General features: G+C 58.1%; 23 protein-coding genes. 4 read left to right on the forward strand and 19 right to left on the reverse strand.

Features of this window, described 5'->3' with window-relative positions:
* Positions 1 to 104 precede the first annotated feature (104 nt).
* The 12 genes from ACZZ0B_RS29235 to ACZZ0B_RS29290 all read right to left on the reverse strand — a co-directional run bounded on the left by ACZZ0B_RS29235 (position 105) and on the right by ACZZ0B_RS29290 (position 13,322).
* Positions 105 to 1,916, reverse strand: a complete 1,812-nt coding sequence (locus ACZZ0B_RS29235) for an alpha/beta hydrolase family protein (RefSeq protein ID WP_463546842.1) — start codon at positions 1,914 to 1,916, stop codon at positions 105 to 107.
* Positions 1,882 to 3,021 carry a pyrroloquinoline quinone biosynthesis protein PqqE gene (gene pqqE, locus ACZZ0B_RS29240; protein ID WP_397482318.1) on the reverse strand — a complete coding sequence of 380 codons (1,140 nt, stop codon included), beginning with the start codon at positions 3,019 to 3,021 and terminating at the stop codon, positions 1,882 to 1,884. The genes ACZZ0B_RS29235 and pqqE overlap by 35 nt, the downstream gene beginning before the upstream one ends.
* Positions 3,014 to 3,289 (reverse strand): pyrroloquinoline quinone biosynthesis peptide chaperone PqqD, encoded by a 276-nt coding sequence (pqqD, locus tag ACZZ0B_RS29245; protein ID WP_008085169.1) that lies wholly within the window; start codon positions 3,287 to 3,289, stop codon positions 3,014 to 3,016. Before pqqD ends, pqqE begins: the two co-directional genes overlap by 8 nt.
* Entirely contained in the window at positions 3,286 to 4,038 is a 753-nt protein-coding gene (gene pqqC, locus ACZZ0B_RS29250) for a pyrroloquinoline-quinone synthase PqqC (protein ID WP_008085171.1), read from the reverse strand. Before pqqC ends, pqqD begins: the two co-directional genes overlap by 4 nt.
* Before the next feature lie 134 nt (positions 4,039 to 4,172).
* On the reverse strand, positions 4,173 to 5,084 hold the full coding sequence (pqqB, locus tag ACZZ0B_RS29255) for a pyrroloquinoline quinone biosynthesis protein PqqB (RefSeq protein WP_105705754.1): 912 nt from the start codon (positions 5,082 to 5,084) through the stop codon (positions 4,173 to 4,175).
* A gap of 81 nt (positions 5,085 to 5,165) precedes the next feature.
* Positions 5,166 to 5,240 (reverse strand): pyrroloquinoline quinone precursor peptide PqqA, encoded by a 75-nt coding sequence (gene pqqA / locus ACZZ0B_RS29260; RefSeq protein WP_003422658.1) that lies wholly within the window; start codon positions 5,238 to 5,240, stop codon positions 5,166 to 5,168.
* A 156-nt stretch (positions 5,241 to 5,396) separates the two neighbouring features.
* Positions 5,397 to 7,811 carry a pyrroloquinoline quinone biosynthesis protein PqqF gene (pqqF, locus tag ACZZ0B_RS29265; protein WP_463546843.1) on the reverse strand — a complete coding sequence of 805 codons (2,415 nt, stop codon included), beginning with the start codon at positions 7,809 to 7,811 and terminating at the stop codon, positions 5,397 to 5,399.
* A 38-nt stretch (positions 7,812 to 7,849) separates the two neighbouring features.
* The gene (locus ACZZ0B_RS29270; RefSeq protein ID WP_463546844.1) at positions 7,850 to 8,644 is read right to left on the reverse strand and encodes a carbon-nitrogen hydrolase family protein; all 795 of its coding nucleotides are present in this window, start codon (positions 8,642 to 8,644) and stop codon (positions 7,850 to 7,852) included.
* A 12-nt stretch (positions 8,645 to 8,656) separates the two neighbouring features.
* Positions 8,657 to 10,339, reverse strand: a complete 1,683-nt coding sequence (locus tag ACZZ0B_RS29275; RefSeq protein WP_463546845.1) for a flavin monoamine oxidase family protein — start codon at positions 10,337 to 10,339, stop codon at positions 8,657 to 8,659.
* A 221-nt stretch (positions 10,340 to 10,560) separates the two neighbouring features.
* Positions 10,561 to 11,022 (reverse strand): Lrp/AsnC family transcriptional regulator, encoded by a 462-nt coding sequence (locus tag ACZZ0B_RS29280; protein ID WP_463546846.1) that lies wholly within the window; start codon positions 11,020 to 11,022, stop codon positions 10,561 to 10,563.
* Between the two features lie 331 nt (positions 11,023 to 11,353).
* Positions 11,354 to 12,685 (reverse strand): IS4 family transposase, encoded by a 1,332-nt coding sequence (locus ACZZ0B_RS29285; RefSeq protein WP_463544343.1) that lies wholly within the window; start codon positions 12,683 to 12,685, stop codon positions 11,354 to 11,356.
* Between the two features lie 82 nt (positions 12,686 to 12,767).
* Positions 12,768 to 13,322 carry a PBECR2 nuclease fold domain-containing protein gene (locus ACZZ0B_RS29290; RefSeq protein ID WP_463546847.1) on the reverse strand — a complete coding sequence of 185 codons (555 nt, stop codon included), beginning with the start codon at positions 13,320 to 13,322 and terminating at the stop codon, positions 12,768 to 12,770.
* A gap of 958 nt (positions 13,323 to 14,280) precedes the next feature.
* Here ACZZ0B_RS29290 and ACZZ0B_RS29295 point away from each other — a divergent pair.
* A complete protein-coding gene (locus tag ACZZ0B_RS29295; protein WP_463546848.1) occupies positions 14,281 to 14,706 on the forward strand; it encodes a response regulator in 426 nt (141 codons plus the stop codon).
* A 527-nt stretch (positions 14,707 to 15,233) separates the two neighbouring features.
* Here ACZZ0B_RS29295 and ACZZ0B_RS29300 read toward each other — a convergent pair.
* The gene (locus ACZZ0B_RS29300) at positions 15,234 to 15,932 is read right to left on the reverse strand and encodes an SOS response-associated peptidase family protein (RefSeq protein ID WP_463546849.1); all 699 of its coding nucleotides are present in this window, start codon (positions 15,930 to 15,932) and stop codon (positions 15,234 to 15,236) included.
* A gap of 100 nt (positions 15,933 to 16,032) precedes the next feature.
* On the opposite strand from ACZZ0B_RS29300, the gene ACZZ0B_RS29305 reads away from it, so the two are divergent.
* The 3 genes from ACZZ0B_RS29305 (at position 16,033) to ACZZ0B_RS29315 (ending at position 18,908) form a co-directional block, all read left to right on the forward strand.
* The gene (locus ACZZ0B_RS29305; protein WP_463546850.1) at positions 16,033 to 16,464 is read left to right on the forward strand and encodes a LexA family protein; all 432 of its coding nucleotides are present in this window, start codon (positions 16,033 to 16,035) and stop codon (positions 16,462 to 16,464) included.
* Positions 16,451 to 17,731: a Y-family DNA polymerase gene (locus ACZZ0B_RS29310; protein WP_463546851.1), complete on the forward strand. Its 1,281-nt coding sequence runs from the start codon at positions 16,451 to 16,453 to the stop codon at positions 17,729 to 17,731. Before ACZZ0B_RS29305 ends, ACZZ0B_RS29310 begins: the two co-directional genes overlap by 14 nt.
* Before the next feature lie 70 nt (positions 17,732 to 17,801).
* Positions 17,802 to 18,908 (forward strand): DUF5677 domain-containing protein, encoded by a 1,107-nt coding sequence (locus ACZZ0B_RS29315; RefSeq protein WP_463546852.1) that lies wholly within the window; start codon positions 17,802 to 17,804, stop codon positions 18,906 to 18,908.
* A 16-nt stretch (positions 18,909 to 18,924) separates the two neighbouring features.
* Here the strand turns inward: ACZZ0B_RS29315 and ACZZ0B_RS29320 are convergent, their stop codons facing one another.
* From ACZZ0B_RS29320 to ACZZ0B_RS29345, 6 genes are read right to left on the reverse strand one after another with little or no spacing between them, the layout of a single operon-like run.
* Positions 18,925 to 19,902 (reverse strand): hypothetical protein, encoded by a 978-nt coding sequence (locus ACZZ0B_RS29320; protein ID WP_463546853.1) that lies wholly within the window; start codon positions 19,900 to 19,902, stop codon positions 18,925 to 18,927.
* The gene (locus tag ACZZ0B_RS29325) at positions 19,887 to 20,579 is read right to left on the reverse strand and encodes a hypothetical protein (RefSeq protein ID WP_463546854.1); all 693 of its coding nucleotides are present in this window, start codon (positions 20,577 to 20,579) and stop codon (positions 19,887 to 19,889) included. The genes ACZZ0B_RS29320 and ACZZ0B_RS29325 overlap by 16 nt, the downstream gene beginning before the upstream one ends.
* Positions 20,576 to 21,130 (reverse strand): baseplate complex protein, encoded by a 555-nt coding sequence (locus ACZZ0B_RS29330; protein WP_463546855.1) that lies wholly within the window; start codon positions 21,128 to 21,130, stop codon positions 20,576 to 20,578. The genes ACZZ0B_RS29325 and ACZZ0B_RS29330 overlap by 4 nt, the downstream gene beginning before the upstream one ends.
* Positions 21,127 to 22,050 (reverse strand): hypothetical protein, encoded by a 924-nt coding sequence (locus tag ACZZ0B_RS29335; protein WP_463546856.1) that lies wholly within the window; start codon positions 22,048 to 22,050, stop codon positions 21,127 to 21,129. Before ACZZ0B_RS29335 ends, ACZZ0B_RS29330 begins: the two co-directional genes overlap by 4 nt.
* A complete protein-coding gene (locus ACZZ0B_RS29340) occupies positions 22,047 to 22,754 on the reverse strand; it encodes a hypothetical protein (protein WP_463546857.1) in 708 nt (235 codons plus the stop codon). Before ACZZ0B_RS29340 ends, ACZZ0B_RS29335 begins: the two co-directional genes overlap by 4 nt.
* Before the next feature lie 8 nt (positions 22,755 to 22,762).
* A complete protein-coding gene (locus tag ACZZ0B_RS29345) occupies positions 22,763 to 24,352 on the reverse strand; it encodes a phage tail-collar fiber domain-containing protein (protein ID WP_463546858.1) in 1,590 nt (529 codons plus the stop codon).
* Between the last annotated feature and the right edge of the window lie 6 nt (positions 24,353 to 24,358).

Raw genomic sequence — 24,358 nt, forward strand, 5'->3', positions numbered from 1 at the left:
GCATAAACCTGTAGGAGCTGCGGCACGCTGCGATCTTTTGATTTTAATTCGAGGATCAGGATCAAAAGATCGCAGCGTGCCGCAGCTCCTACAGGGAGAGGGTTTCAGTCTGTAAATCCCATCACCCGTCGATAGAATTTCCACTCCTGTTCCAGCGCATGTGCCTGATTGGTGGCGCGGCGGAAGCCGTGGCGTTCGTCGGGGTAGTAATGGGCTTCGACCGGGATGCCGTTCTGCTCCAGTGCCGTGACCATGTCGCGGGTCTGTTGCGGGACAACCACTGCGTCCAGTTCACCCTGAAAGAAAATCACCGGCACGCGGATGTTGTCGGCGTGCAGTAGTGGCGTGCGGGCGGCGTAGCGTTCGGCGTCTCGCTCGGGATCGCCGATCAGCCAGTCCAGATAATCGCCTTCGAACTTGTGCGTCGCCCGAGCCAACGCCACCGGGTCGCTGACCCCGTAAAGACTGGCGCCAGCGCGGAATACCTGCTTGAAGGCCAATGCGCACAACGTGGTGTAACCGCCTGCGCTGCCGCCTCGAATGAACGCGCGATTACCGTCGATCAAACCCTGTTCGGCGAGATAGTTCACTACCGCGCAAGCGTCCTCGACATCCACCTCACCCCAGCTCAGATGCAACGCCTGACGATATTCCCGACCATAACCACTGCTGCCGCGATAGTTGAGATCAGCGACGGCGAAGCCGCGTTGCGTCCAGTATTGAATGCGCGGGTCGAGCATCGGGTAGCAGGCCGACGTCGGGCCGCCATGGATGAACACCACCAGCGGCGGTTTCGTCTCGCCGCTCATGGCCGGATAGAAAAACCCATGCGCTTCGCCCGATCCGCTTGGATAACGCAACGTTTGCGGACGACTGATGCGCTGGGCGGGCAGGGGCGCCACGCCACCGGCCAGCACTTTCACTTCACGCGTTGCTCGATCAATGGCAATAACCGCCGAAGGGCTGATCGGCGAGGCCGCGATGCAGTAGATAAATTGCGCATCCAGAGCCAGATGACGGAAGCGGCTGTAGTCACCGGTGAAATCTTCATCGCCCAATGTCAGACGGCCAAACCCACCTTCACTCCAACTGGCTAAAACCGAATCTTCAACAGGCAACCAGGTGCAGCCGCCGAGTTGCCAAGGCGCCGGTGCATGATCGGCCTGAGCAGCGGGCAATGGCTTCAAACCATCAGAAGCCTCAGCCCATGGCTGCCAGAAGCCACCGCGATCAGTCAGGCAATACAGCCGACCTTTAGCATCAAATCGCGGTTGTTGAATGGACTCTTCAATCTCAGCGCCAGCCACGCAGCGCGGCGAACTGAATGCACCATCCGCCAGGCGCTCAGCCACCATCAGTCGAGTCGATGTCCACGGCTGGTGCGGTCGACTCCACTCGATCCACGCTAAACGCTGGCCATCCGGGCTGAGTGTTGGCGCCGCATAAAAATCCGCGCCCTCAACCAACAAATGTCGCGTCCCATCCGCCAGATCAATCGCCACCAGCCGATGTTGATCACACTGTTCTTCCACCGCCAGCACCTGGCCGAAAGCAAAATGCACATCGCCATAACGGCATTCGCCTGACGTCAGCGCCGCAGGCTCGCCATCCAGCGTCTGCCGATACAACTGCTGATCCGCCTCAGCGACGAAAACCACCCCATCCGGCGTCAGACAAAACGCACCACCGCCATATTCGTACACCCGACTGCGCACACTGAAACCATCCGGCGTCAGACATTTCGCCACACCATCGCGCCAATGCCAGATCCGGCACGCGGCATCTTCCGGACGATATTCATTCCAGAACAGCCCATTGGCGCCGAGTTGCAACTCGGCGAAGTCCATGCCGGCAGCGACGGCTTGCGAAGCGCTGAAAGGCTCAGCCCTTGGCGATGAGGCGTGAGTTTCGTTCATTGCGGAAGGCCAGTTGTTCGATGGTTTGGGTGGCGGTCTCGGCTTCTTCGCGGGCCTTGAGGATCACGCCGTGATGTTCGGATTTGCTGCACACAGGGTCAGCGTTGCTCGCATCACCGGTGAGCATGAATGCCTGGCAGCGGCAGCCGCCGAAGTCTTTTTCTTTCTCGTCGCAGGAGCGGCACGGCTCGGGCATCCAGTCGTAACCGCGAAAGCGGTTGAAGCCGAACGAGTCGTACCAGATGTGCTGCATGCTGTGATCGCGCACATTGGGAAATTGTACCGGCAGCTGTCGGGCGCCATGGCAGGGCAGGGCGGTGCCGTCCGGGGTGACCGTCAGAAAGATGCTGCCCCAACCGTTCATGCAGGCTTTCGGGCGTTCTTCGTAGTAATCCGGGGTGACGAAAATCAGCTTGCACGGATGCCCTTCGGCTTCCAGTTTCGCCCGGTATTCATTGGTGATGCGTTCGGCGCGCACCAGTTGTTCTTTGGTCGGCAACAGACCGACACGATTGAGCTGCGCCCAACCATAGAACTGGCAGGTGGCGAGCTCGACGAAGTCGGCTTCAAGCGCAATGCACAGCTCAATGATGCGGTCGATCTTGTCGATATTGTGCCGATGGGTGACGAAATTCAGCACCATCGGATAGCCGTGGGCTTTCACCGCGCGGGCCATTTCCAGCTTCTGCGCGAAGGCTTTTTTCGAGCCGGCGAGCAGGTTGTTCACTTGCTCGTCGCTGGCCTGGAAACTGATCTGGATGTGATCGAGGCCGGCCTTCTTGAAGTCGCTGATTTTCTGCTCGGTCAGGCCGATACCGGAGGTGATCAGGTTGGTGTAGAAACCCAACTGCCGCGCTTCATGAATCAGCTCGGCGAGATCCTGACGCACCAGCGGCTCGCCACCGGAAAAGCCCAGTTGTGCCGCGCCCATCTCCCGCGCCTCGCGGAACACCTTGATCCATTGTTCTGTGCTCAGCTCTTTGCCCTGCTCGGCAAAATCCAATGGATTGGAGCAGTACGGGCATTGCAGCGGGCAGCGGTAGGTCAGCTCGGCGAGCAGCCACAGCGGCAGGCCGATTTCAGGCTTGGGCGGCAGATCAGGCAAGTTCGATCCAGTGCTGTGCACGGGCAACCTCCATGAATTGCTCGATGTCGTCACCGAGCTCGGGCACGCCGGGGAACTGCTCATCGAGCTTGGCAATGATTGCCGCGACATCACGTTCGCCGTCGATCAAACCACCAATCAGCGCAGCCGTTTCGTTGAGCTTGATCATGCCTTCCGGATACAGCAGCACGTGGCCTTTTTGCGCCGGTTCGTACTGGAAGCGGTAGCCGGGACGCCAGCTCGGTACTTTGCTGCGGTCGAAACTCATAAGGTGATTCCTTTATGCCAGACGCGTTGTTCGGTCACGCTGTGATACGGCGGGCGGTTCAGTTCGTAGGCCATGCTCATGGCATCGAGCATGCTCCAAAGAATGTCCAGTTTGAACTGGAGAATTTCCAGCATGCGCTCCTGGCCTTCGCGCGTCTTGTAGTGCTCGAGCGTGATCGCCAGACCATGCTCGACATCACGCCGTGCCTGACCGAGGCGGGTGCGGAAGTATTCGTAACCGGCCGGGTCGATCCACGGGTAATGCTGCGGCCAGCTGTCGAGGCGCGACTGGTGGATCTGCGGCGCGAACAGTTCAGTCAGCGAGCTGCTGGCGGCTTCCTGCCAACTGGCGCGGCGGGCAAAGTTGACGTAGGCGTCGACGGCGAAACGCACGCCGGGCAATACCAATTCCTGGGAGCGCAGTTGATCCGGGTCGAGACCGACCGCTTGACCGAGGCGCAGCCAGGCTTCGATGCCGCCGTCTTCACCGGGGGCGCCGTCGTGATCGAGCAGACGCTGAATCCATTCGCGGCGGATTTCCCGGTCCGGGCAATTGGCAAGGATCGCCGCGTCTTTCAGGGGGATGTTCACCTGATAGTAGAAGCGGTTGGCGACCCAGCCCTGAATCTGCTCGCGGGTGGCGCGGCCTTCATACATCGCCACGTGATACGGGTGGTAGATGTGGTAGTAGGCGCCTTTGGCGCGCAGGGCGGCTTCGAATTCGGTGGGGGACATTGGCGTGTCAGTCATGTCTGTTCTCCGGGAACAACCGTTGGATTCTGTGGTGTCTGTCAGGACGTCATCGCTGGCAAGCCAGCTCCCACAGGTTTTGTGTACGCCACAGAACCTTGTGGGAGCTGGCTTGCCAGCGATGGGGCCATCCGCTACAGCACAATACTCATGCCATCAAACGCCACTTCAACATCACGCCGCGCCAACTCCGCACGCTCCGGCGAATCTTCGTCGAGAATCGGGTTGGTGTTGTTGATGTGGATAAGTACCTTGCGCTGCTCGGGCAGTTGCTCCAGCACTTCGAGCATGCCGCCAGGCCCGTTCTGCGCCAGATGGCCCATCTCTCGGCCAGTACGCGTGCCGACACCACGACGCTGCATTTCATCGTCATCCCACATCGTGCCGTCAACCAACAGACAATCGCTGCCGGCCATGATTTCCAGCAGTGGCGCATCGACCTTGCCCAGTCCCGGCGCGTAGAACAATTTGCCGCCGGTCTTCAGGTCTTCCACTATCAAGCCGATGTTGTCGCCCGGATGCGGATCGAAGCGGTGCGGCGAGTACGGTGGCGCGGCGCTGCGCAACGGCAGCGGGGTGAAACGCAGGTTCGGGCACGCCGCCACAGTGAAGCTCTGGTCGAGTTCGATGCGGTTCCAGTCCAGCCCACCATTCCAGTGCGTGAGCATCTTGAACAGCGGGAAACCGGTGCTGAGGTCTTCGTGAACCATGTCCGTGCACCAGACCTGATGCGGGCAGCCTTCGCGCAGGCTGAGCAGGCCGGTGGTGTGGTCGATCTGGCTGTCCATCAGGATGATTGCGCTGATGCCGGTGTCGCGCAGGGCACGGCCCGGTTGCATCGGGGCGAAGCTTTGCAGCTGCGCGCGGATGTCCGGCGAGGCGTTGCACAGCACCCAGTTCACGCCGTCATCGGAAATCGCGATGGACGATTGGGTGCGGGCCTTGGCATTCAGGCTGCCGTCGCGAAAGCCTGCGCAATTGACGCAGTTGCAGTTCCACTGCGGAAAACCGCCGCCAGCGGCCGAACCCAGAATCTGGACGAACATGAACACTCCATCATTTCAACGCGGAAAATAAAACGCCCCGGCGAGCCGAGGCGTTGCACTGCAGTTCTATGTAAGCAGAACTCAGCGGCTGGCGAAGTACATGGTGACTTCGAAGCCGATACGCAGGTCGGTGTAAGCCGGTTTTGTCCAGGACATGGTGTGTCTCCTCAGGGTGGGTGGGATAGCGCTGTCCATAGTTATAGTCCACGGCAGCGCAGAGATGTTCCAAATAGTTAGGCTGCTATGTTACTCAAAATTTCCGGGTAAATGCCCGTGAATCTTTGAGAAAGCTCCTTGCAGCCTCGGTAATGATCAATTTGTCGCTTGCCACGGGGTTTCGCACGCTGGATCGCTGGTGAGGCAGAGCCAGCCGCCGTCTGCGTTGATCAAGCGTTGAGCAGCCGCGAGCAATGTCTGGCCATCCAGTTGATGGATGGCGGCGGTCAACTGTTCAAGATAATCCGACGAGTGGCCCGCGAGTTTTGCCTGCCAGAGCAATTCAGCCGCCTCTTTGCTGGCCAGTGTGGCGTCGTCGAATTGATTGCCGAGGTTTTGCCGGTGTCGGCTGAGGCTGGCCTCATCGAGCTGTTCGATCAGCGCGGGCATGCCGTTGAGAAACTGTTGGATATGCCCAAGCAACGCCGCAGGTTTGGCACTTGGCGATTGCACGCCGAACAGGAGGCCGGTCTGGCCTTGCATCTGGCGCAACGCACTGAACACCGCGTAGCCCAATTGCAATTCGACTCGCAGACGTTGGTAGAAGGGCGTCTGACCAAGTTGCGCGAGCATTCGCCAGGCGGCTTCGTCGGCGATGTCGCGGTTGGCGGTCGGGCAATACAGCAGCAAGGCGTGTTCGCTGGCGCCGGTATTGATGTAGCTCCAGTGTTTTTGCTCTTTAATCGTCGTCGGCGTTGGCAGCTGATTGTCCGGGATCCCGGGAATACGGCTCAGCGCCAGGCCCATGGCAGATTGCGTTTGTGGGTTGAGCCCCAGAGCGAGGCCGTCCCAACGCGAAGTTGTCCACAGGTGATTCGCGTCATCGCCGGTTTTGGCTGATAGCAGAACATGTTCCGGCAGCACTTCAAGCAGTTGGCGAATGGGGATCAGCGGCGGTTTCGGCTCAGCAAGCGATGAATCGGCGTCAACCTGTGTCAGACATTTCAGCGCGTGCTCGAGGACGCCGGGCATTGGCTCCTGCAATCCGGTGAGTTTCAGTAGCCACTGATTGCCAGTGGCGCTGAAAATCAGCTCGACGCCGGCCTCACGCGCATCTTGCTGCGTTTGCCGGAGACTGCGCTGCAACCGCGAGTGCAGACCGGTGCTGGCGGCGGCTTCCATCTGCCAGCGCAGATAAATCGCGCCTGCATCAGTGCTGTCCGGCAACGCCTGGCTGAACTGCATGGGCGAGCGTTCACGACGGCCGCGCGAACGATCCTGAGCGAACGTGCGCAGGCCTCGGTGGGCGCTGGTCTGGCCGCGAATCAGTCCGGCATTGGCCAACGGTTCATTGGCTCGCAGGAAAGGATTGGCGGCAGGCAGGTGCCAATGATCGCTGAAGTTATCCACAGTGCCGATTTCGCCGAGGATCTGTGAGAGGGCTGTTACGCCTGTCTCGGACAGGCCATTTTCCAATTGCTCACTGTCCAGCCGCGCCAGTTGCAGGGCGCCGCTGACTTGCTGCTGACGTTCAAGCAGGGCCGCGTATTCCTTGCGCAATGGCGACCAATCCTGCTGAGAGAAGAAACTCAGCCAATCGAGCAGTTGTTCGCGAATAGCGTTTAACGATTCCGCTGGAGCGGTGAATTCCAGATGCAACAACGCTTGCCCGTCGAAGTGATAAACCGGCGCGGCGTTCAATCCATCTGCCAGTTTTTGCTCCTGCAAATGCGCGAGCAGCCCGCCGGGTTTTGAGCTGTTCAGCCAATGACAAAGAAAAGCCAAAGCCTCGACGGATGACTCAGGCAAGGCATCAAACGCAAACAGCAGATTGCCGCGTCGCTCACTGACCTGTTGATAACTTTTCACCGCCAGCGGCACGGTTGTCGCCTGCGCAACGTTATCCCCAACCGGCAAAGCCGCCGCGAATTGCTCAGCGAGCGCTTTCAGCTCTTCAAGGCTCTGCGGCCCGACCAAGCTCAGTGTCATCTGCCCCGTCTGATAAAACTGCTGATGGAAATCGTTGAGCGCCTGTTGAAATGCCGGCTGCTCAATGTGCAGGCTGTCCCGATTCCCTGCATGAAACCCCCGCAACGGGTGCTCTGCGGGTAAACCTTCGTACAAGGAAAACTGCTGCTGCGCTGCAGGATCCTGCGACCAAGCGACAAATTCCGCCTGCAACACTTCCCGTTCCCGCAACTGATCGTCCAGATTCATACGCGGCTTGGCGAGCATGTCTGACAGACGCTCCAGCCCATCGCTGAACGAGCGCGTCGGCAACTCAAAGAAAAAGTCAGTGGTGCGTTCGCGCGTGCTGGCATTGACCTGGCCACCTTGACCTTGCACGTAGGCCATCAGCCCTTCGCTCGCAGGAAAACGCTCGGTGCCGAGAAACAGCAAATGCTCGAGAAAATGCGCCAGCCCCGGCCACTCCAGCGGCACGTCATGGCTACCGGCAGCCACGCGCAACGCGGCGGCGCTGCGCTTCAGGCCGGGTACATGACGCAGGGTCACACGCAAGCCGTTGGCCAGGGTTTCAGTGTGGGGGCGGGGGTGAGTCGGCGCAGGCATGGGCACTTCCAGAACAGTGAAGTGCCAATGCTAGCGGATTAGCGCCGGTTCAGCGCGCCGTAAAGCTCCGGGCGGCGGTCGCTGAGGTAACGATTGGCGGCGCGCGAGTCGAGCATCAACTGTCGATCGAGCTGGCCGATGATCAGCGCTTCGTCGAGTCCGGCCTGAGCGATGCGGCTGCCATCCGGTGCGGCGAGGCTGCTTTGCCCGCAATAGTGGATGTCGCCTTCGCTGCCGCAATAGTTGGCGTAGGCCACGTAGCACTGGTTTTCGAAGGCACGCGAACGCACGGTGACGTCAGCAACGAAATCGAACGGAATCATGTTCGCCGTCGGCACCACAATCAGCTCGGCGCCAGCGAGCGCCAAACGGCGGGTGTTCTCGGGAAACTCCAGGTCGTAGCAGATCAGGAAACCGAGCTTCCAGCCGTTGAGTTCGACGATCGGAAAATCATCGTCGCCGGGGCTGAACATCGAGCGATCCAGATCGCCGAACAGATGCGTTTTGCGGTAATTGCACAAGCGCTCGCCGTGCGAATCGATCAGTTGCACGGCGTTGTAAATCTGCCCGTCGGCGGTACGTTCCGGATAGCCATAAACAATCGCCAGACCCGCAGCCTTGGCGATCCGCCCGATCTGCTGCGCCCATTCACCGTTGTAGACCTCGGCCAAGGTGCTGACCGCTTCGGCGCCAATGTTGTAGCCGGTCATGAACATCTCCGGCAGCACCAGCAGGTCGGCGCCCTTGGCCTCCATCGCTACTTGATGCAGGCGTTGCAGGTTGGCGGCGGGTTCCAGTGGCAGCGGTGGACATTGGTAAAGGGCTACACGCATCAGGGATTCCTCTTACTCGGGCAGGGCGATAGGGCCGATGTCTTTGAACACATCACCGGGGCCCGGGTTCGCTTTATGTGTCGACCCGCCGAAATGTTTCATGATCCCCCACACCGCGTTGAGCGAGGTTTGCACCGCACCTTCGACCCAGGCCGGCGTCCAGGAAACGTCGTCGCCGGCGATGAAAATCCCGCGCTGCTCGGCCGGCATCTCGTCCTGCATGAAGTGCGCGTACATGCGCTGGTTGTAGCGATAGTGGCCGGGCAGGGCACCTTTGAACGCGCCGAGGAAGTACGGGTCGGCTTCCCACGATACGGTGATCGGATCGCCAATGATTCGCGCGGCGATATCGACTTTTGGGTAGATTTTTTTCAACGCGTTCAACGCCAGCTCAACGCGTTTTTCCACCGGGTGCGGGAGCATCTTCAATGCGTCGCTCATCCACGAATACGACAGGCAGATCACGCCGGGTTTGTCGTCGCCGTTGTCGAACAGGTAAGTGCCGCGGGTCAGGCGATCAGTGAGGGTCATGCTCATCAGGTCGCGGCCGGTCTCTGGATCCTTGTCCTTCCAGAACGGCCGGTCGACCATCACGAAAGTTTTCGATGACTGCATGTAGCGGGTGCGGTCGAGCGCCATCCACATCTTCTGCGAAAAAAGGGTCTCGTCACATTCGATCTGCGTGGTCAGCAGCCAACTCTGGCACGTGGTCAGCACGGCGGCGTATTCGCGGGTGTCGCCATTGTTGTCGGTGACCGCGAAACGGCCATCCGGCGCATGAGCGATTTTCTTCACGCCGGAACGCGGCGCGCCACGGTGCAGGGACTTCAGACTGGTGCCTTCGGGCCAATGCACGCAGCGCTCCGGCACATGCCGCCAGATGCCTTGCGGCACTTGCTCGACGCCGCCGACCACCAGGTGTTGGTTATCGTCGCAGTTGGTCATCACCACGCGGAAGATTTCCAGCATCGAGTTGGGGAAGTCCGAGTCCCAGCCGCCGGTGCCAAAACCAACCTGACCGAACACTTCGCGGTGATGGAACGACAGTTTGGCGAAGGCTTCCGAGGTGGCGACGAAGTCATAGAACGTGCGGTCGTCCCACAGCGGCACCAAGGTATTCCACAGCTCTTTCAGGCGCGGCACGTCACGGTCGCGAATGGCTTGCTGGATGTCGGCGAACTGCGAGCCGGCCTCCAGCGCATCCGCCCAGGCGTCAGCCACTTCCTGAAACAGCGCAGGAAGATCCGCCAGTTTCTGTGCGTAATGGGTTTTGCCTTCCAGATCGATCACCGTGCTGCCGGAGGCTGGCGTCAGCGGGTTCGGGAAAGGTTTGGTCTCAAGGCCGAGCTTGTCGACGTAGTGATAGAACGCGGTGGACGACACCGGGAAGCGCATACCACCGAGTTCAGCGACGATGCCGTCGGTGCCGTTGAACGCTTGCGAACGCAAACGCCCGCCCAGCTTCGACGCCTCATACACCACCGGTTTCAAGCCGAGTTTCATCAACTCGTAAGCCGCCACCAAACCAGCGATGCCCGCACCGACGATCGCCACTTCTGCGCCATGATTGTGTTCAGGGATAGTGCCGAGACCGGCCGGGTGTTCGATCCAGTCGTCAAACGCGAACGGAAAGTCCGGGCCGAAAATGGTGACTGGTTTCTTACCGTCTGCAGGATGGCGATTGTTCTTGTTCATGGCTGACCTTGCTGGCGACCCGACGCGGAATGCGCGTCTGAGTATAGGAAAAGATGCCAGCCATTCTAGGGAGCGTGGAACACGTTAATAAGACGCAAAGTGTCGTCGTTTTGCCAATAACCTGATCAGTATGACGATCATTCGCTACACACTGTCCCTTGTAGGAGCAAGGCTTGCCCGCGAAGAGGTCCATCCACCAACCGAAAAATCATGATCAACACTCAAACCGGCTGCCCCCGATCAACCTTGCTACTCAAAATAATCGAAGTCGTGGTCTTCTCGACCCCATCCACGCCGCCAATCTGATCGAGCAACTGATCCAGCTGCTCCGGCGAATCGCTGCGCAACCACGCCACATAATCAAACTCGCCACTCACCGCACACAACTGCTGCACCTGCGCCATCGCACTCAACCGGCGCACCACCTCCTTGCCGGAACGCGGCTGCACCTTGATCCCGACGTAGGCCTGCAAGCCGCCATCGACCACCCGCTGACCGAGACGCACGCCATAGCCGGTAATCACTTTGGCTTTTTCCAGCCGCGCCAATCGAGAGGTCACGGTGGTGCGCGCAATGCCCAATTGCCGAGCAAGCATGGCCACGCTTTCGCGGGCGTTGATTTGCAGGGCGGCGATCAGCTGACGATCGATTTCATCGAGCACGGGTGGGCGGGTGTCTGGCAAGGGGGCGGTTCCATGGGGGTGGGGGCGGTGAGTACGCATGTTACAGACACTGTCAGCAACACGCTTGCAGGCGATGTTTGAATTGTTCACCCAAGAATCGATGGCATCGTTGCCCTCAAACAATACATCGGATATTTGATTTGACTTGGTTGGCCTATTTATCAAGAATGCCAGCAAGAGCGCGAAATCCGCTGCCTTGCAGGGCATTAGTGGACGTAGGTACCTCAGCGATGCTGCAACATCGGTGTAAGGTGAGACCTCTTCATCCCATTTCCTGAGGATGCAAATATCAGGATTCAAATATTAAGGGCAGCCAAATGGCTAATGCCAGTCAGTTAAGCTGACTGGCATTTTTATTTTTGATCGGATACTTCGGGGATTTAAGCCTGATGGCCCGAGGGTAAACGCGCTCCTCCCGTCGATGCGGCAGAACGTAGTGCGGCGCTGAAGCATGAAGCTCGGCCAAATACTTGGGGATGTTCCCGGAACGATCGGCCGAGACGCTGTTGATAAACCCAAGAATCGCCCAGGTACACGCAGTAAAGCTCATTTCGCACGGGTAAATGCCAGGACAGTGGCGACTCATTTCCACCATCTGATAGCGCAATAAGTTGTAGCCCAACAACACACCCCACAACTCTTGCTCGATCATCTCGGGTGTCTTGCTGCGCAGCGTATAGCTGCTGTTGAGCAGCGTCTGCTTCATTTCCCGAAAGCCTAATTCGATTTCCCAGCGCTGGCTGTATAGATCAACAATCTCGTCGGAAGGAAAACGCAGTGGGTCAGTCATCGAGGTCAGAATCTGACACACCTTGCCCTTGACGGTTTTGCTCAGCAGTCGCGCGGTCAGCCGCTCCGGCAACCCAGGCCATTGCTTGCGGGCCTGTGGCGAAGTGCTCAGCAAAATAATCGCATCCTGGCGCCCCAAACGCTGGATCACCTCGTACTGCGAGCCTTTTTTCAGCGGCATCAGCCAGTGGCGTTCGACACCTGCCTGCTGCCACTGATGCAGTAAACCTAACGAGTAAAAACCACGATCAAACAGCGTCAGCGAGTGATCGGGGGTGGTTTCGATCAGTTGCTCGGCCAGTTTCATTTCGTTGCTGCGGTAGCCGTCAAACGCACTTCCAATCAGCAAATGGCTGGTCAACTCCATTTGGCAGACCATGCGCACCTGAGGAAAACCGGTGTCGCCATGCTGGTTGCTGGCGGAGTCATAGCGCGCCCGATTTTCCGGCGTATCAGGCGTGCGCCAGACAACGCCATCGACACCCAACAAACGCAGACCGGCCCAAGTCGGGTGACCGGCTGCCTCATGCCAACTTTTCTGGGTCAAATCGAAGACTTGTCGTACAGCTTCGCTGCCCAATCTCTGACGGGCCTGGACTACGGCGCTGGGCGCTACCAACGGGCGCTGACCCGGCAACATGATATTCATGCGACTAACCACATCCCAGGCCGACATGCGCCGGAAGAACGCCATGGAGATCACGCACCAGAGCATCATTTCCAGAGGCAAACGACGCTTGCGCAGCGTCGCCACACCAGCTTGTTCAAGCGCCTGTTCGACCAAAGAAGGATCGAGCAAAGCATCCAATCCCTCAATGGCGTTGGGGGTAGAGGCGATGTTGTGGGTCAGTTCCAGTGCCCGAGCGAGACGCATAAAAAAATCCGATGCCAGTACAGGCATCGGATTTTGATTTCTTGCGGCCAAAGGTCAAGCGAGAAGGCTTAACTGATCGGCATTAAGCCAAATGGCTGCCCTTTTCTTTGTCTTCAAGAATGTACCGCTTGTACAAAAGCTCGCCTTGGCGATGTTTGTTCATCGCTCGGGCGGGCGCGTGCATGAAGTTCCAGAGGACATGCCCGTTTCGCACATCGACCACGACAAGCATGTCGTTTTTTGCCTCGTAGGCGTTAATGAATGCCATTCGGTATCCGCCGTTATCGTAGAGTACTTTCCATACTTCAAAAGGTCCCGTCAGCGTATCTATGGCATGTCGAACATAACGTTCTCGGGAATCTGGACGTTTCTCGACGATGTGGGCCAGCTTGTCTCTCAGGATCGCGACGTTCCCGATGGGCGTGAGGATGGTAACGGCCAATAATGACTCGTCGACAAACCCAAAGTGATCCGAGAGGATTTTGAGCGCGCCTTCTGCGTCCTCGGCCCTTTTTACCTCTTCTATTGCGGCTGACCGAAGTTCTCTCGATAAGGTTCTGAGATCGGGTAAGGCAAGGTCGATCCAGGTTTGCTGGTCGGCTGCTTCCTTTATCAGTGGCGCAGCATTCACGAACATGAAATCGATCCTGGGCGGAGGCGTCCGGAGATTACTGTCGGAATAAATCCTCAACAAGGTAGAAACGGTGCAGAAAACATAGGTTAGGAATACTCCTACAGACCTTGCAGTTGTATTCCTAACAGTGCGCTGGTGGGTGGAAAGATACCCGGCTAAAAGGCCCGCGCAATTTGTGCATGATCGCGATGGCGATCCTAGGCATGGCGGGCATGTTCTTGATTGGTATTAAGCCTGTGGCTTCCGATTTCGACAGGTTTCCAAGCCCGACCGCTGATAAGCAGCGACGTATCGAGAGTATCCCGTCAAACCAACCCCCAACAGGCTCAACACAGCTCAAAACCACAGCTTCGGAACTTGCCTACAGCCTTCGGGGAAGTCTTCCGAACATTGCGCTCGCCAACACTGACCCCCAACCACTCGCCCAAGAAAAAGCCGCGCATTTAGCGCGGCTTTCAATTTGGTGGGCCCACACGGACTTGAACCGTGGACCAAAGGATTATGAGCCCGAGTTAAACCAGCGCTTTCATTGGGCATGGTCAAAAAAAGCAAGGGTTCTAGGGTGTGTCTGTGTATATGTGCAGTAATGAAATCTAGCTAAATTGGACGGGCATTGGACGGACAATCGGTGGGGTGGCCAGGTCCCGTCCGTGCCGGAATTTCACTCGTCGTCCAAATCCTCAAGGCGGACCCTGATGATAGTTGCCATATCTCCGTCCAAGCGCACTGAAGCACCGTGCTCGCTTACTGTTCCGACAACCATGCCGTAAGGCTCTTCCCAAGGACGCCCCTGTACCGCCTTTTCCGGCGGTACGCTCACGCGCTTACCGTGTCGAAGCTGCTTGATATCCATACCTTCCCTGCGTCACAAAAAGAAAAGAAACGCCATCCTACACCGAACAGAAAAGAACCTAAGCTGTCCTTTCGGTACTGTGAATTTGTCACGAGTAAGGAACGGTCAGTGAACGTGAATTGGGAAGGAATTTTGCCGATTGAGGGAACCGTCATCGTTGTTGAGGATGATGCAACCCTTCGCCCGCTCATGGCTGACATCCTGGCTGAAGTAGGTGCGGAAGTATTGGCGTTCGAAACCGCTGACGATGCGTTAACTCACATGCTGGAGAGCCACGGCAAATTCCCGCTGGTCATCGTGGACGAGTCGTTGCCTGGTCAGATTCAGGGAATTGAGTTCATTGAAATGGCGAAGGAACGTTGGACAGCGGTTGCTGCGATCCTGACTTCGGGATATTTAATTGATCCAACAACGCTGCCACGGGGGACTGTCTACCTGCACAAGCCCTGGTCACTGGACGATCTTGTGGTTTCTGTTGCCGCTCTTCTACAGCCCGGGTATCCCATTTCCAAAGGCAAGCCACAGTCGCTTTGATCGGGAGGTTTTTGCAATGAGCCGTTATCGCCTCACCGCTCTCGAATTTCTGATGGCTGCCGCTTGGATCGTAGTGGTTGTGCTGACCATGTGGTGGTTTATTCGCTGACAATCTTTGAAACGCACTTCATAGGCTGCGGCCCTTGAATTGCTTAGGCTGTGGCCGGTTTGCACGCTGATTACAGCGGCTAGAAACTTCTCGAAATTCGACTCGTTGGAAAACGTAAAACATCTCAAACAGGCTGTTTTTTTTAGCCGTCTCCTTGCAGGCCGGGCGTTCCAGATTCGTCGGTAGATTTGCTGCCTTCAGCTCTGCTGTGTGAAACAACTTCAATTCCTTTCTCAAGTTTGCACAGTGTGCAATCTGTCTCACCCGCTCACGCCCCCCGGCCCGCCTGCTACGCATATGGATTTGCATCGCTGTTCGATTTGCACAAAAAAAACATGCAGAGCCCGTCGGCGGGAGGGGGATAAGTGCTTTTTCTTTCGTTTTTTTATTACAGCGCCAAATTTCTCAGCCTGGCGCGTTAATCCATTTGTTCAAGCGGTACGATCAGTTGCGGCCCCTGATTGCGTACGTTGCCCACAGCCCGATCCACCTTGAACCACTCAAAGTCCTCCGTAGCCCGGCACATAGTCTTGGCGATTTCCTCGGCCCTCTCTGGGTGCAGATCCGGCTCGAGCCATTCGCGGGCCACTGAAGGATCCAGCACTAGCGGCCGACGGTCGTGGATGTCCACCATGCCTTGGTCACTGGCTGCGGTGATGATCACGTATCCATCTTGGTCGTTAGGCTCAAGCCCTGGCGTAACTTGCGCAAGCGCGCCGAAGAACATTGGCGCCTGGCTTTTCAAGCGGATGAAGTAAGGTTGTTTTTTCTTCGGATCATCCTGATCCTTCACCCACTCAAACCAGCCATTGGCCGGCGCGATCGCTCGACCATTCGGCCACAGCTGTTTGAAGAACTTTCCGGAGGTCACCGTTTCCACCCGCGCATTGATCGGATCCGGCCGCTTGCCTTTCGCCCAGAACGGCGACCATCCCCACCGCACCTTGTCGACGCTCAGGCCACCATCAACCGGCCGGATGATTTCCACGCGAGTGGAGGGCGCGACGTTGTAGCGATCGATGGCCCACAGGTCGTACCCATTGATTACTAACTGATGGGGAGCCAGCTCCCTGAGATATTCATCCATCGACTCGTATATCGAATAACGTCCGCACATGGTGTCACCCGTCGAAATGTCCTACATACAGCATTGACCACGCGCGGGCCTCCGAGTTTACTGTATGGGTATACAGTCAATCTCTCACCAGGTTCGCATCATGAGTGTCACTATCGTTGGGCCGTTGTCGGAGGGAGGCGCAAAGCTCCCGCTTTATTCCTTTCGAATTCCTGCCGGGTTTCCGTCGCCGGCGGCCGATCACATCGAAAAGCACATTTCCCTGGACGAGCTGTTCGAGATCCGCGCGCCGCACGTTTACTTGGCGAAGATCGAGGGCGACAGCATGGAAGGTGCCGGCATCTTTTGCGGAGACATGGTGGTGGTCAATCGCAGCCTGAACGCCGAGCACGGTGATATCGTCATCGCTGGTCTCAACGCCGAACCTATCTGCAAGCGCCTGCACATCCGCGATAACACCATCATCCTGATGTCCGCGAATACCAAGTACCCGCCTCGCTATGTGATGGAGGGTGACGAGCTGCTGATCTGGGGTGTGGTGACATACAGCGTGCGCGATCATGCCAAGCCGTGAGCCGGTCTTTGCCCTGATTGACTGCAACAGCTTCTATGCTAGCTGCGAGCGCGTATTCCGGCCGGACCTGGCCAAGACACCAGTCGTCGTCCTGAGCAACAACGACGGCTGCGTCATCGCGCGCAGCTACGACGCCAAACCGTTCGTGAAAATGGGCGCGCCGTATTTCCAGATCAAAGACGGGCTGCGAAAGCACGGCGTGCAGGTGTTCAGTAGCAACTACGCACTGTACGGCGACATGAGTGAACGGGTTATGAGCATCATCGAATCGATGGTGCCTACCGTCGAGGTGTACAGCATCGATGAGGCCTTCGCGGATCTGACTGGCATTCCCGGTGACCTCACCGCATTTGGCCGAACGATCCGCGCCGCCGTCTACAAAGGAACGGGCATCCCGGTAGGCGTCGGCATTGCTCCCACAAAAACCTTGGCCAAACTCGCCAACCACACCGCGAAACGCTTGCAGGCGGAGACGGGCGGCGTCGTCGATATCTGTGATCCGGCCAAGCGCGATTGGGTGCTGCGAAACACAGACGTGGGCGAAGTGTGGGGCGTCGGCCGTCGCATGAAAGCGCATCTCGAAACCATGCAAATCAGATCTGCGATGGATTTGGCGAAAGCCGATCCGTGGACGCTTCGGCAGAAATTCAGCGTGGTGATCGAAAAGACCGCACGCGAGCTGACCGGAACGTCGTGCCTGGAACTCACCGAGGCCGAACCGGCGAAGCAGGAGATCTGCAGCAGCCGCATGTTCGGCAAGCGTCTGACAACCATCGAGCCGATCAAAGAAGCGGTCGCCACCTACGTGCAGCGTGCGGCGGAAAAGCTGAGAGCGCAGAACTCGCTGTGCAAGAAACTGCGCGTCAGCATCCGCACCGGCATGTTTAGTCCGGAGGAAGCCAAATACGCCAACGGTGCGATGGTTGAATTACCTTACCCGACGAACGATATCCGCCTGTTAACCAAGGCCGCGACCGAGGCGGTTCAACGCCTATTTAGACCTGGCTTCAAATACAGTAAGGCCGAAGTGCTGTTGATGGATCTACGCCAGCCCGGGGAATTCACTGACGACCTGTTCGCCCAGACGCAACCGCAAGCGGCCGAAAAGGTCATGAGTGTGCTGGATGAGATCAATCAGCGATGGGGTCGGGGGACACTGCGTACTGGAGGTGTTCCGGCAACGCCTGATTGGGGGATGCGGCGGGAGATGATGAGTCAGAGTTTCACCACAAAACTTGATCAGCTATGGGTCGTAAAATCCACCTGACACCCGGTCGGTTGCGGAGCTGGACCGATCCTTCTAGGCTCACAATTCACCCATGACAAGGAGCGACGCAGTGAGCGATGACGCGAGCAAAAAACACTCGGATGCAGGATTGTTCCGCAAGCTAGTAGATGGTTTGAATTTAAACTCAGACGAGATTGAAAATTTCACAGATCTTTTTGAGCAATACCCAGAAGAGTTGATCGGTTTATTCTCTCGCGATCTGTATCAGTCACTAGATACCGGTAAGGATGAACTGCTATCTGAACACTATGGTTTTTTTGAGGAATTTAGGAAACGTCTTTTTAATACTTGGGAAACCCCACTAAAGAGACTCGACAGCCTTATTTACATTTGTATGGAAATCGTCGATGAGCTAAGAAGAGACCAATCTTATTTACCGCTCATCAAAAATAAGAAATTCAATATAGCAACAAGGTTACACGCACGCTGCGTTCAAATCGGCAATGAAATCTCCCACTTATTGCATGGTGGCTTTGCTGATGGTGCTTTTGCAAGATGGAGAACGCTTCACGAAACTTCGACAATCACCAAATTCATTTGCGAAGGCGATGAAGATCTGTCAACTAGATTCCTAGACTTTCAAAAAATCATCCGCTTTGAGACTGCCAATAAGTACAACAAAAACAAGCTGGGGTTTGAACCTATCCCGGCCGAACAGTTGGAAAAATTCAAGACAGAGAAAGAAGAGATAATAGAGCTATACGGAAGTCCCTTTGGACAGAGCTTTGGTTGGGCTCGTAAAGCGCTGGGAGACACTTCAAAAGGAAAGTTACCTTTTACGACAATAGAAACATTCGTAGAATTAGACTTGTTGCGAAACCACTTCAGCTTCGCCAGCCAGTACGTACATGCTGGTATAGACAGTATTGGCTTCAAGCTGGGAACATCGATGTCTAACAAAGATCTCTTGTTAACAGGCCCGTCAAATGAAGGACTTATAGAGCCGATACAGTGCACCAGCCTTTCTTTGATTTATGCAACAGAAGCGTTGATCAGAGCGTTCCCAAATGATGAGTCGTTAATGACAATATCGATATTGTGGATGTGGCACGATGCTTTGAAGCATGAAGTAGTTGATGCATCTGATGCACTTCAGGCTAAAGGCGATGCTTTTAGCCAGTCAATTAACGAGTCTAACGCACAACCTAATAAATAGTACGCTTGCGAAATAATCAAAGTATAATTGGTTTAAGTTTCATAATTAACTGTAGGGCCGTTGTCGCTTTCGCCTGAAATGCCGTTGCATCGGTCGGCGCCGGCGTTGGCCCAGGCAGGTGGGTGTGCGCCGCCAGTTGGGAGTTCATCTGCTGAACCAGATCGAGCAGGTCACAGAGCACTTGCAGCACGTTGACATTCGCCGAACCGATCCAGGTCTTTGGCGCTTCCAACTTTTGACTAATCACGCTCACGCTTTTACGCAACCCCTCGATCCGCTCCTGCATATCGCCGCCTACCGTGGCGTTGTGCTTTTGACCCACGACCAGGTTCAGATCCCGCCCAGTAGCCTGGTGCAGATCGTCCACCGCCGCCAGGCTCGCAGACCCACCGGAGAGCAGTTTGAGCGCGCCCAGCGCCTCAATCTTCTTAATGCCACCCACCGTCTCGGTCGAATGGTCGTCGACCGTCCTGGTGTGATTCTGGAAGGCCTCAGTGTTGCCCAGGGCTTCGACCTCGCGCTCGATCGCCTTGTCCTGGATCTTTCCATCGGTCTGGCGCAACCAGTTGCCGTCCGCGTCGACGCGCTGTTGGCAAGCCTCGCTGTGCTGCCACACCTGGTCGCCCTTCGGCACCCGGGGCAGGCTCAGACCGTGCGGTAGGATCTGCGTTATGAACGGCTTGTGCGGCAGGCCATAGGCGAAACAGATCACGACCGTCGTGCCCTCCTCCGGAAAGCCAAACATCCCCGCTTCTTGCCCGCCCATCGGCGCCGGCAATGGCAGGCCTTCGAGGATCGGCAGATCCGGATCAGGCTCGCCATCGGCCAGCAGCACTTCGACGTCGACGCCAAAGCGCGGCCGGAAGTCGTCACACAGCCCGGGCGCCGCCGGCGCATCCGGTACCGCAACCACGCGGCCAAAGCGCGGCAGGTGGTAACCGCCACTCAATTCAGGAAATTGGCGCGCTACGCTGCGCTTTATTGCGTCGTCCATTTGATCGCCATTTGGTTGCCGGCGAGCGTCACACTGGTGATTCGTTCGCCTTGGTTGATGGTTGCACCTGGTCGAAGCCCAGGAAGGGGCGCGATCACCGCGCTTTGATTGCCCTGGTAGCCGTCGAACAGTTCGACCGGCAGCTGCAGCGCAGTGCGGGTACCGAAGAAGCTGTCGGCCCAACTGCCTACAAACACTTCGCCGTCGCCCTGCTGCTGCCAGATGAAGTCGGGGATGTTGAAGACGTTGGCCAGACTGTCCATCGCCAAATAGCCCGCCGCCAGGCTGTAGAAATACGGCGCTTTGACCTTGGCATAAGCCTTGTCCGGAACCCGAAAGCCCAGCCCGGTTTTCTCGCTGATCTCGGCCAGCACCGCCTGCAGGTCGACGTGACGCAGGTTCAGCGGCAACGGGTTGGCCAGGATCCAGGACAACTCGCGGCAAGCCACCAGCTGCTGGGTGCTGTTGGCGGCGGTCGACCGTTCGACGTAGCCAAGAAAGTGACGCTGCAGCGTGCGCTCGTTGTAGCCGATATCCAGCGTCACCAGCCCTTTCAACGATTCGCCGGCCTGCACCGTGAACGTCGCACGGCCAGGGCTTTTGATGTCCAGGCGCACTTCGTCCTTGATCAGAGGGTAGACCTGGCCGGCGATCGTCAAAACCTTATGCAGCTTCATGTTTTGGGCGCCAGGTAGTCATCCAGCTTCTTGAGGGTCTTTTCAAAGCCGCTCAGTTCTTGGGCCTCGCTCCCAGTCCCACCACCGGCCGCGCCGCCTGCGGCGCCGCCGACCGCCTGGCCGGGTGCTGATTGCGCGCTGACGCCGTTCGCTGCCCGTCGCTGTTCAACCTTCTCGGGGTTCGAGGCTTTTTCCGACAGTGTGAACTGGACCAGCCAAGCGGCCAGCGTGTCGTCTTCCCGGGCGCTGACACCGTCCGAAAACTGCACCTCACGAATGCCAAACGCGGCGGCGGTGTCGTTGACGATCCGGTACATCTTGAGCTGGCCACCGCCGGCCGTGGCCTCGGCCAAGCGCATGATCGTGCGCATCTGCACCGCATCGACGAAGGGAATCATCAGCGACACCGCTAGGGTTTTCGGCTTGAAGCCCTTGTGGGCAGTCTCGGTGTTGCTGGTTTGACCAGACAGGTCATCAGCTTCGATGCGCAGGTTAGCGGTGATCTTCATCCGTTTGCCCAGGACCTGCTCGCCGTCGAGTAATAGCGTCATAGGCCGACCAGCTCCCGCACGAAGCTCAAGCCTTCCAGCGACCCCACCAGCAGCACGCCGGCGGACAGCACCCACTCATGACCTGGTGCTTCGCCCTCGAGCAGCGAGCGACGCAGTTCATTGACATCGCCCGGACCGATCAGCCGTGCGCGCATGCTGGTGTCGGCCGAGCCTCCGGCCAGCAGCGCCTTGAGGTCATTCAGCTGTTGATCCCGGCCCTGCTGCTGCGCCGCTTTGCGTGCGGCCAGCGCTGCCAGATCAGCCATCGGTGAACTGTCCGCCGCGTAGCTCTCAAGCACCGCCAGTTGGCCGGACATCGATTGCTTCGCAGCTTTGACCAACGTGCAGCGCTCAAGCGGCAGCGATTGCCAACGCGGCAGCGGGCCGGAACTGGGGATCACCCACTTGTCTGTCTCCAGCGTCGACAGATGTTCGGCCCGACGCTCGGTGCGTACCAGGTCCGGGATCGGTAGCAGCGCATTGAAGCGCGACAGCGTGGCGGCCAGCTGGGCGTAATTGGTGCCCAGGAACATCAGTGACAGCGCGTACTGCGGTCCGGTCGGCCGACCGGTGTCGGTGGTGTCGATCAATTTGCCGGCCAGCTGCTGCAGCAGATTCGGCGCAGACAGAAAACGCTGATTGCCGCGTCCCTGGCCAATGCCGCTTTGGAACGGCGTCACCACGAGGCAAGCAGGCGCTTCACCCAACTGCCCCGCCATCGCTGCACGGCCGGCGGCGATCGCGCCTTTCGCCGCGTCACCGACTGGCCCCGGGTTCGTGCTGGTCATGCCGTCGAGGCTGGCCAGACGTAACGCAGTGCTGGCCAACTCGCCACCGGCCAGGTCCTGAGCCGCGCTCAGTCCTTCCATCCATTGCGTGGCTTGTTCTGGCCAGCGCATGGTCACCGGTGACCAGGTCATGCCGAAAGCTTCCAGGTGACGGCTTTCATCATCTTGAGGTCTTTGCTTTGCCGAGCTTTGTCCAAGGTTTCACGCAAGCTGTCCGCGTGCTGCTGAGCACCCTGTTTGAAACGCACCAGGTCCTGACTGACGCGCTGCAACTGGGCGATAGTGTGCGGTCGGAATGCCTTCACCTGTTCGGCGTCCCAACATGGGTAAACGTCGTCCACGCCCAGCAGCACCTGGCCATTGAGATCCACCTGGTCATCGATGGCACTGCTATAGCGGTGTACCTCACCCAAAGCCTTGGAGTTGAAGCCACCGGCGACAAAAGCCGTGTAGTCCGCTTCGATCATCAGCAGCTTTTGGCCCTGCAGTGCAGTCAACACTGCGTCGATGTCATCCACCCAAGCGCCGTTTTTCCAGACCTGATTCGGTCCGGGCTTTTTCATGGTGTATCCGGACGGTACCCGCTCAAATCCTTCCAGGGGGCGTGGCTCGCCGGACTCCGTGTTGTAGACCACCACGCCGCCCAAGTAGTCCACCAGTTGCCAATTCTCGCCGTTCCAGCAAGCAACTTGATGTTCGGGAGCAGCAGGTGGGGGTGTTTCAACGCAGCCGCCGGGGATTAGGTACACACCAGGCTCAAGAGGCGATTCGTCAGCCGCAGCGGTGCCGATGAACATCCCCAGGTGGTCGGTCTGATAAACAAGTTTCTCGGTCATGCTCGGTCTCAATACTTGATGCAGAAAAGGAGGGCGACGTTCTTTGGCCGCGTTTCGGCGGCGCCGGCAGCATTAACGGTGATCGCGTGAGAGTGATTTCCGCTGCCATTCATACCTACGTTGTGCGAGTGGGCTCCAGCCCATGCGGTTTCATGCGCACCGCTCGACTGTTGCACCGAGTTGACGCCGGGCGCACCTTGACCAATACCGGGCGCGCCTGCAGTTGCGTGGGTGTGCGCCCCTTGCGAATCAGTCCACGCGCCGTGGATGTGATTGCCATCTGCACCGGCCGATGCGGTGTGAGTGTGGGACTGATGCATCATTTCTTGATAAGCACCAAGTACCCGAGCGGCATCGATACCGCGTCCATCGTCCAGGCCGCGAAGAAACAGGCCACGCAGATCAGGTACGCCGAAGGTACTGGTGCCGTCACCGGCCCCAAACACCGTACCGATACGCGCAAAGAGGCTGGCAAATGTCGTGCGCGACACCACGGCGCCGTTGCACTTGAGCCAGCCAGATGGCGCTGTACTCATCGCGAACGAAGCCACCATGCCCGTTAACGATTCACCGACCTGTTGCTGGAGTCTGTTGAGTGCCGCCGTCGTAGCCAGAATCTCGCTACTGTTCGTGCTGGGGTCGTCGCTCTTGGCGTTCGGCAGATTGCCCAGGTCCACGTCTTCTTTGGTGGTCGCCCGTGCGCGCAGGTATTCGTAATCACCCGTGCGCGCCGCGAAGTGCTTCACCAGCGGCCCGTCGATCAGCTCGACACTTCGGCGATCGGTGATGGTGCCGGCGTTCGGCAAATCCGCCAGTGCCACGCAGTAATGGCGTACCCCGGCGCTGTCGGTGTAGTCAGGGCGATCGGCGGCAAACACCACGTTCCAGTTGGCCACGACATCGCTGAGTTCGCGCTGCAGGGAGACGTCCAGCCACGCGGTGGTGGGGAATGCCGGCGGCACTACCGCAAGCGCGGCAGAGCGCACCAGGCGAATGCCTTCGACGTAGGCGCTGCCCGGTTGCAGCTGATAAGCGCTGCCGACCTTCACCAACTGCAGCGAGGCGCCGAAGAAACACGCACGACCAAAGACGTCGCGGTTGCTCAATCGCTCACGCTCATCGATGCCGGCCAAGCGCACGGTGAAGTCGTGCTGCCAGGTGCTGGCATCAATCGTGATGCCGGTCAGCGCCTGGGCACCGTCGAACGCCACCAGAAAGTTGCGCGTCAGGTTGTTGCCGATCTGCAGCGGCGGAATGTTGCGACGCTTGATCTGCAGCGGCACATAGGCCACGGCAAACAGCACGCCCTCGGCCGTCTCGAGCCCGATCCAGTTGAAGTCCCAGTCGCCGACGTCGGAGCCGATCTGCGAGCTGTAGACCACTTGGTTGGGGTTCACGTAGCCGGCGTTTTCCTTGGGAATGTCGTAAACGTGAACGATCTGCGCGGCGGCAGGTTTCGACGCGGCGCGATCCACCGGCCCGCTCGGGTCAAGCCCGGGCACGTTGGCAAAAATAAAGCGCGTGACATCGAGGCCCAGCTGGGCGGCGTGTTTCTGCGCGATCAGGCTTTCACCCGCAAGGGTAATACTGGCTCCCATGGGGGC

The organism is Pseudomonas sp. AC247, from assembly GCF_979258015.1.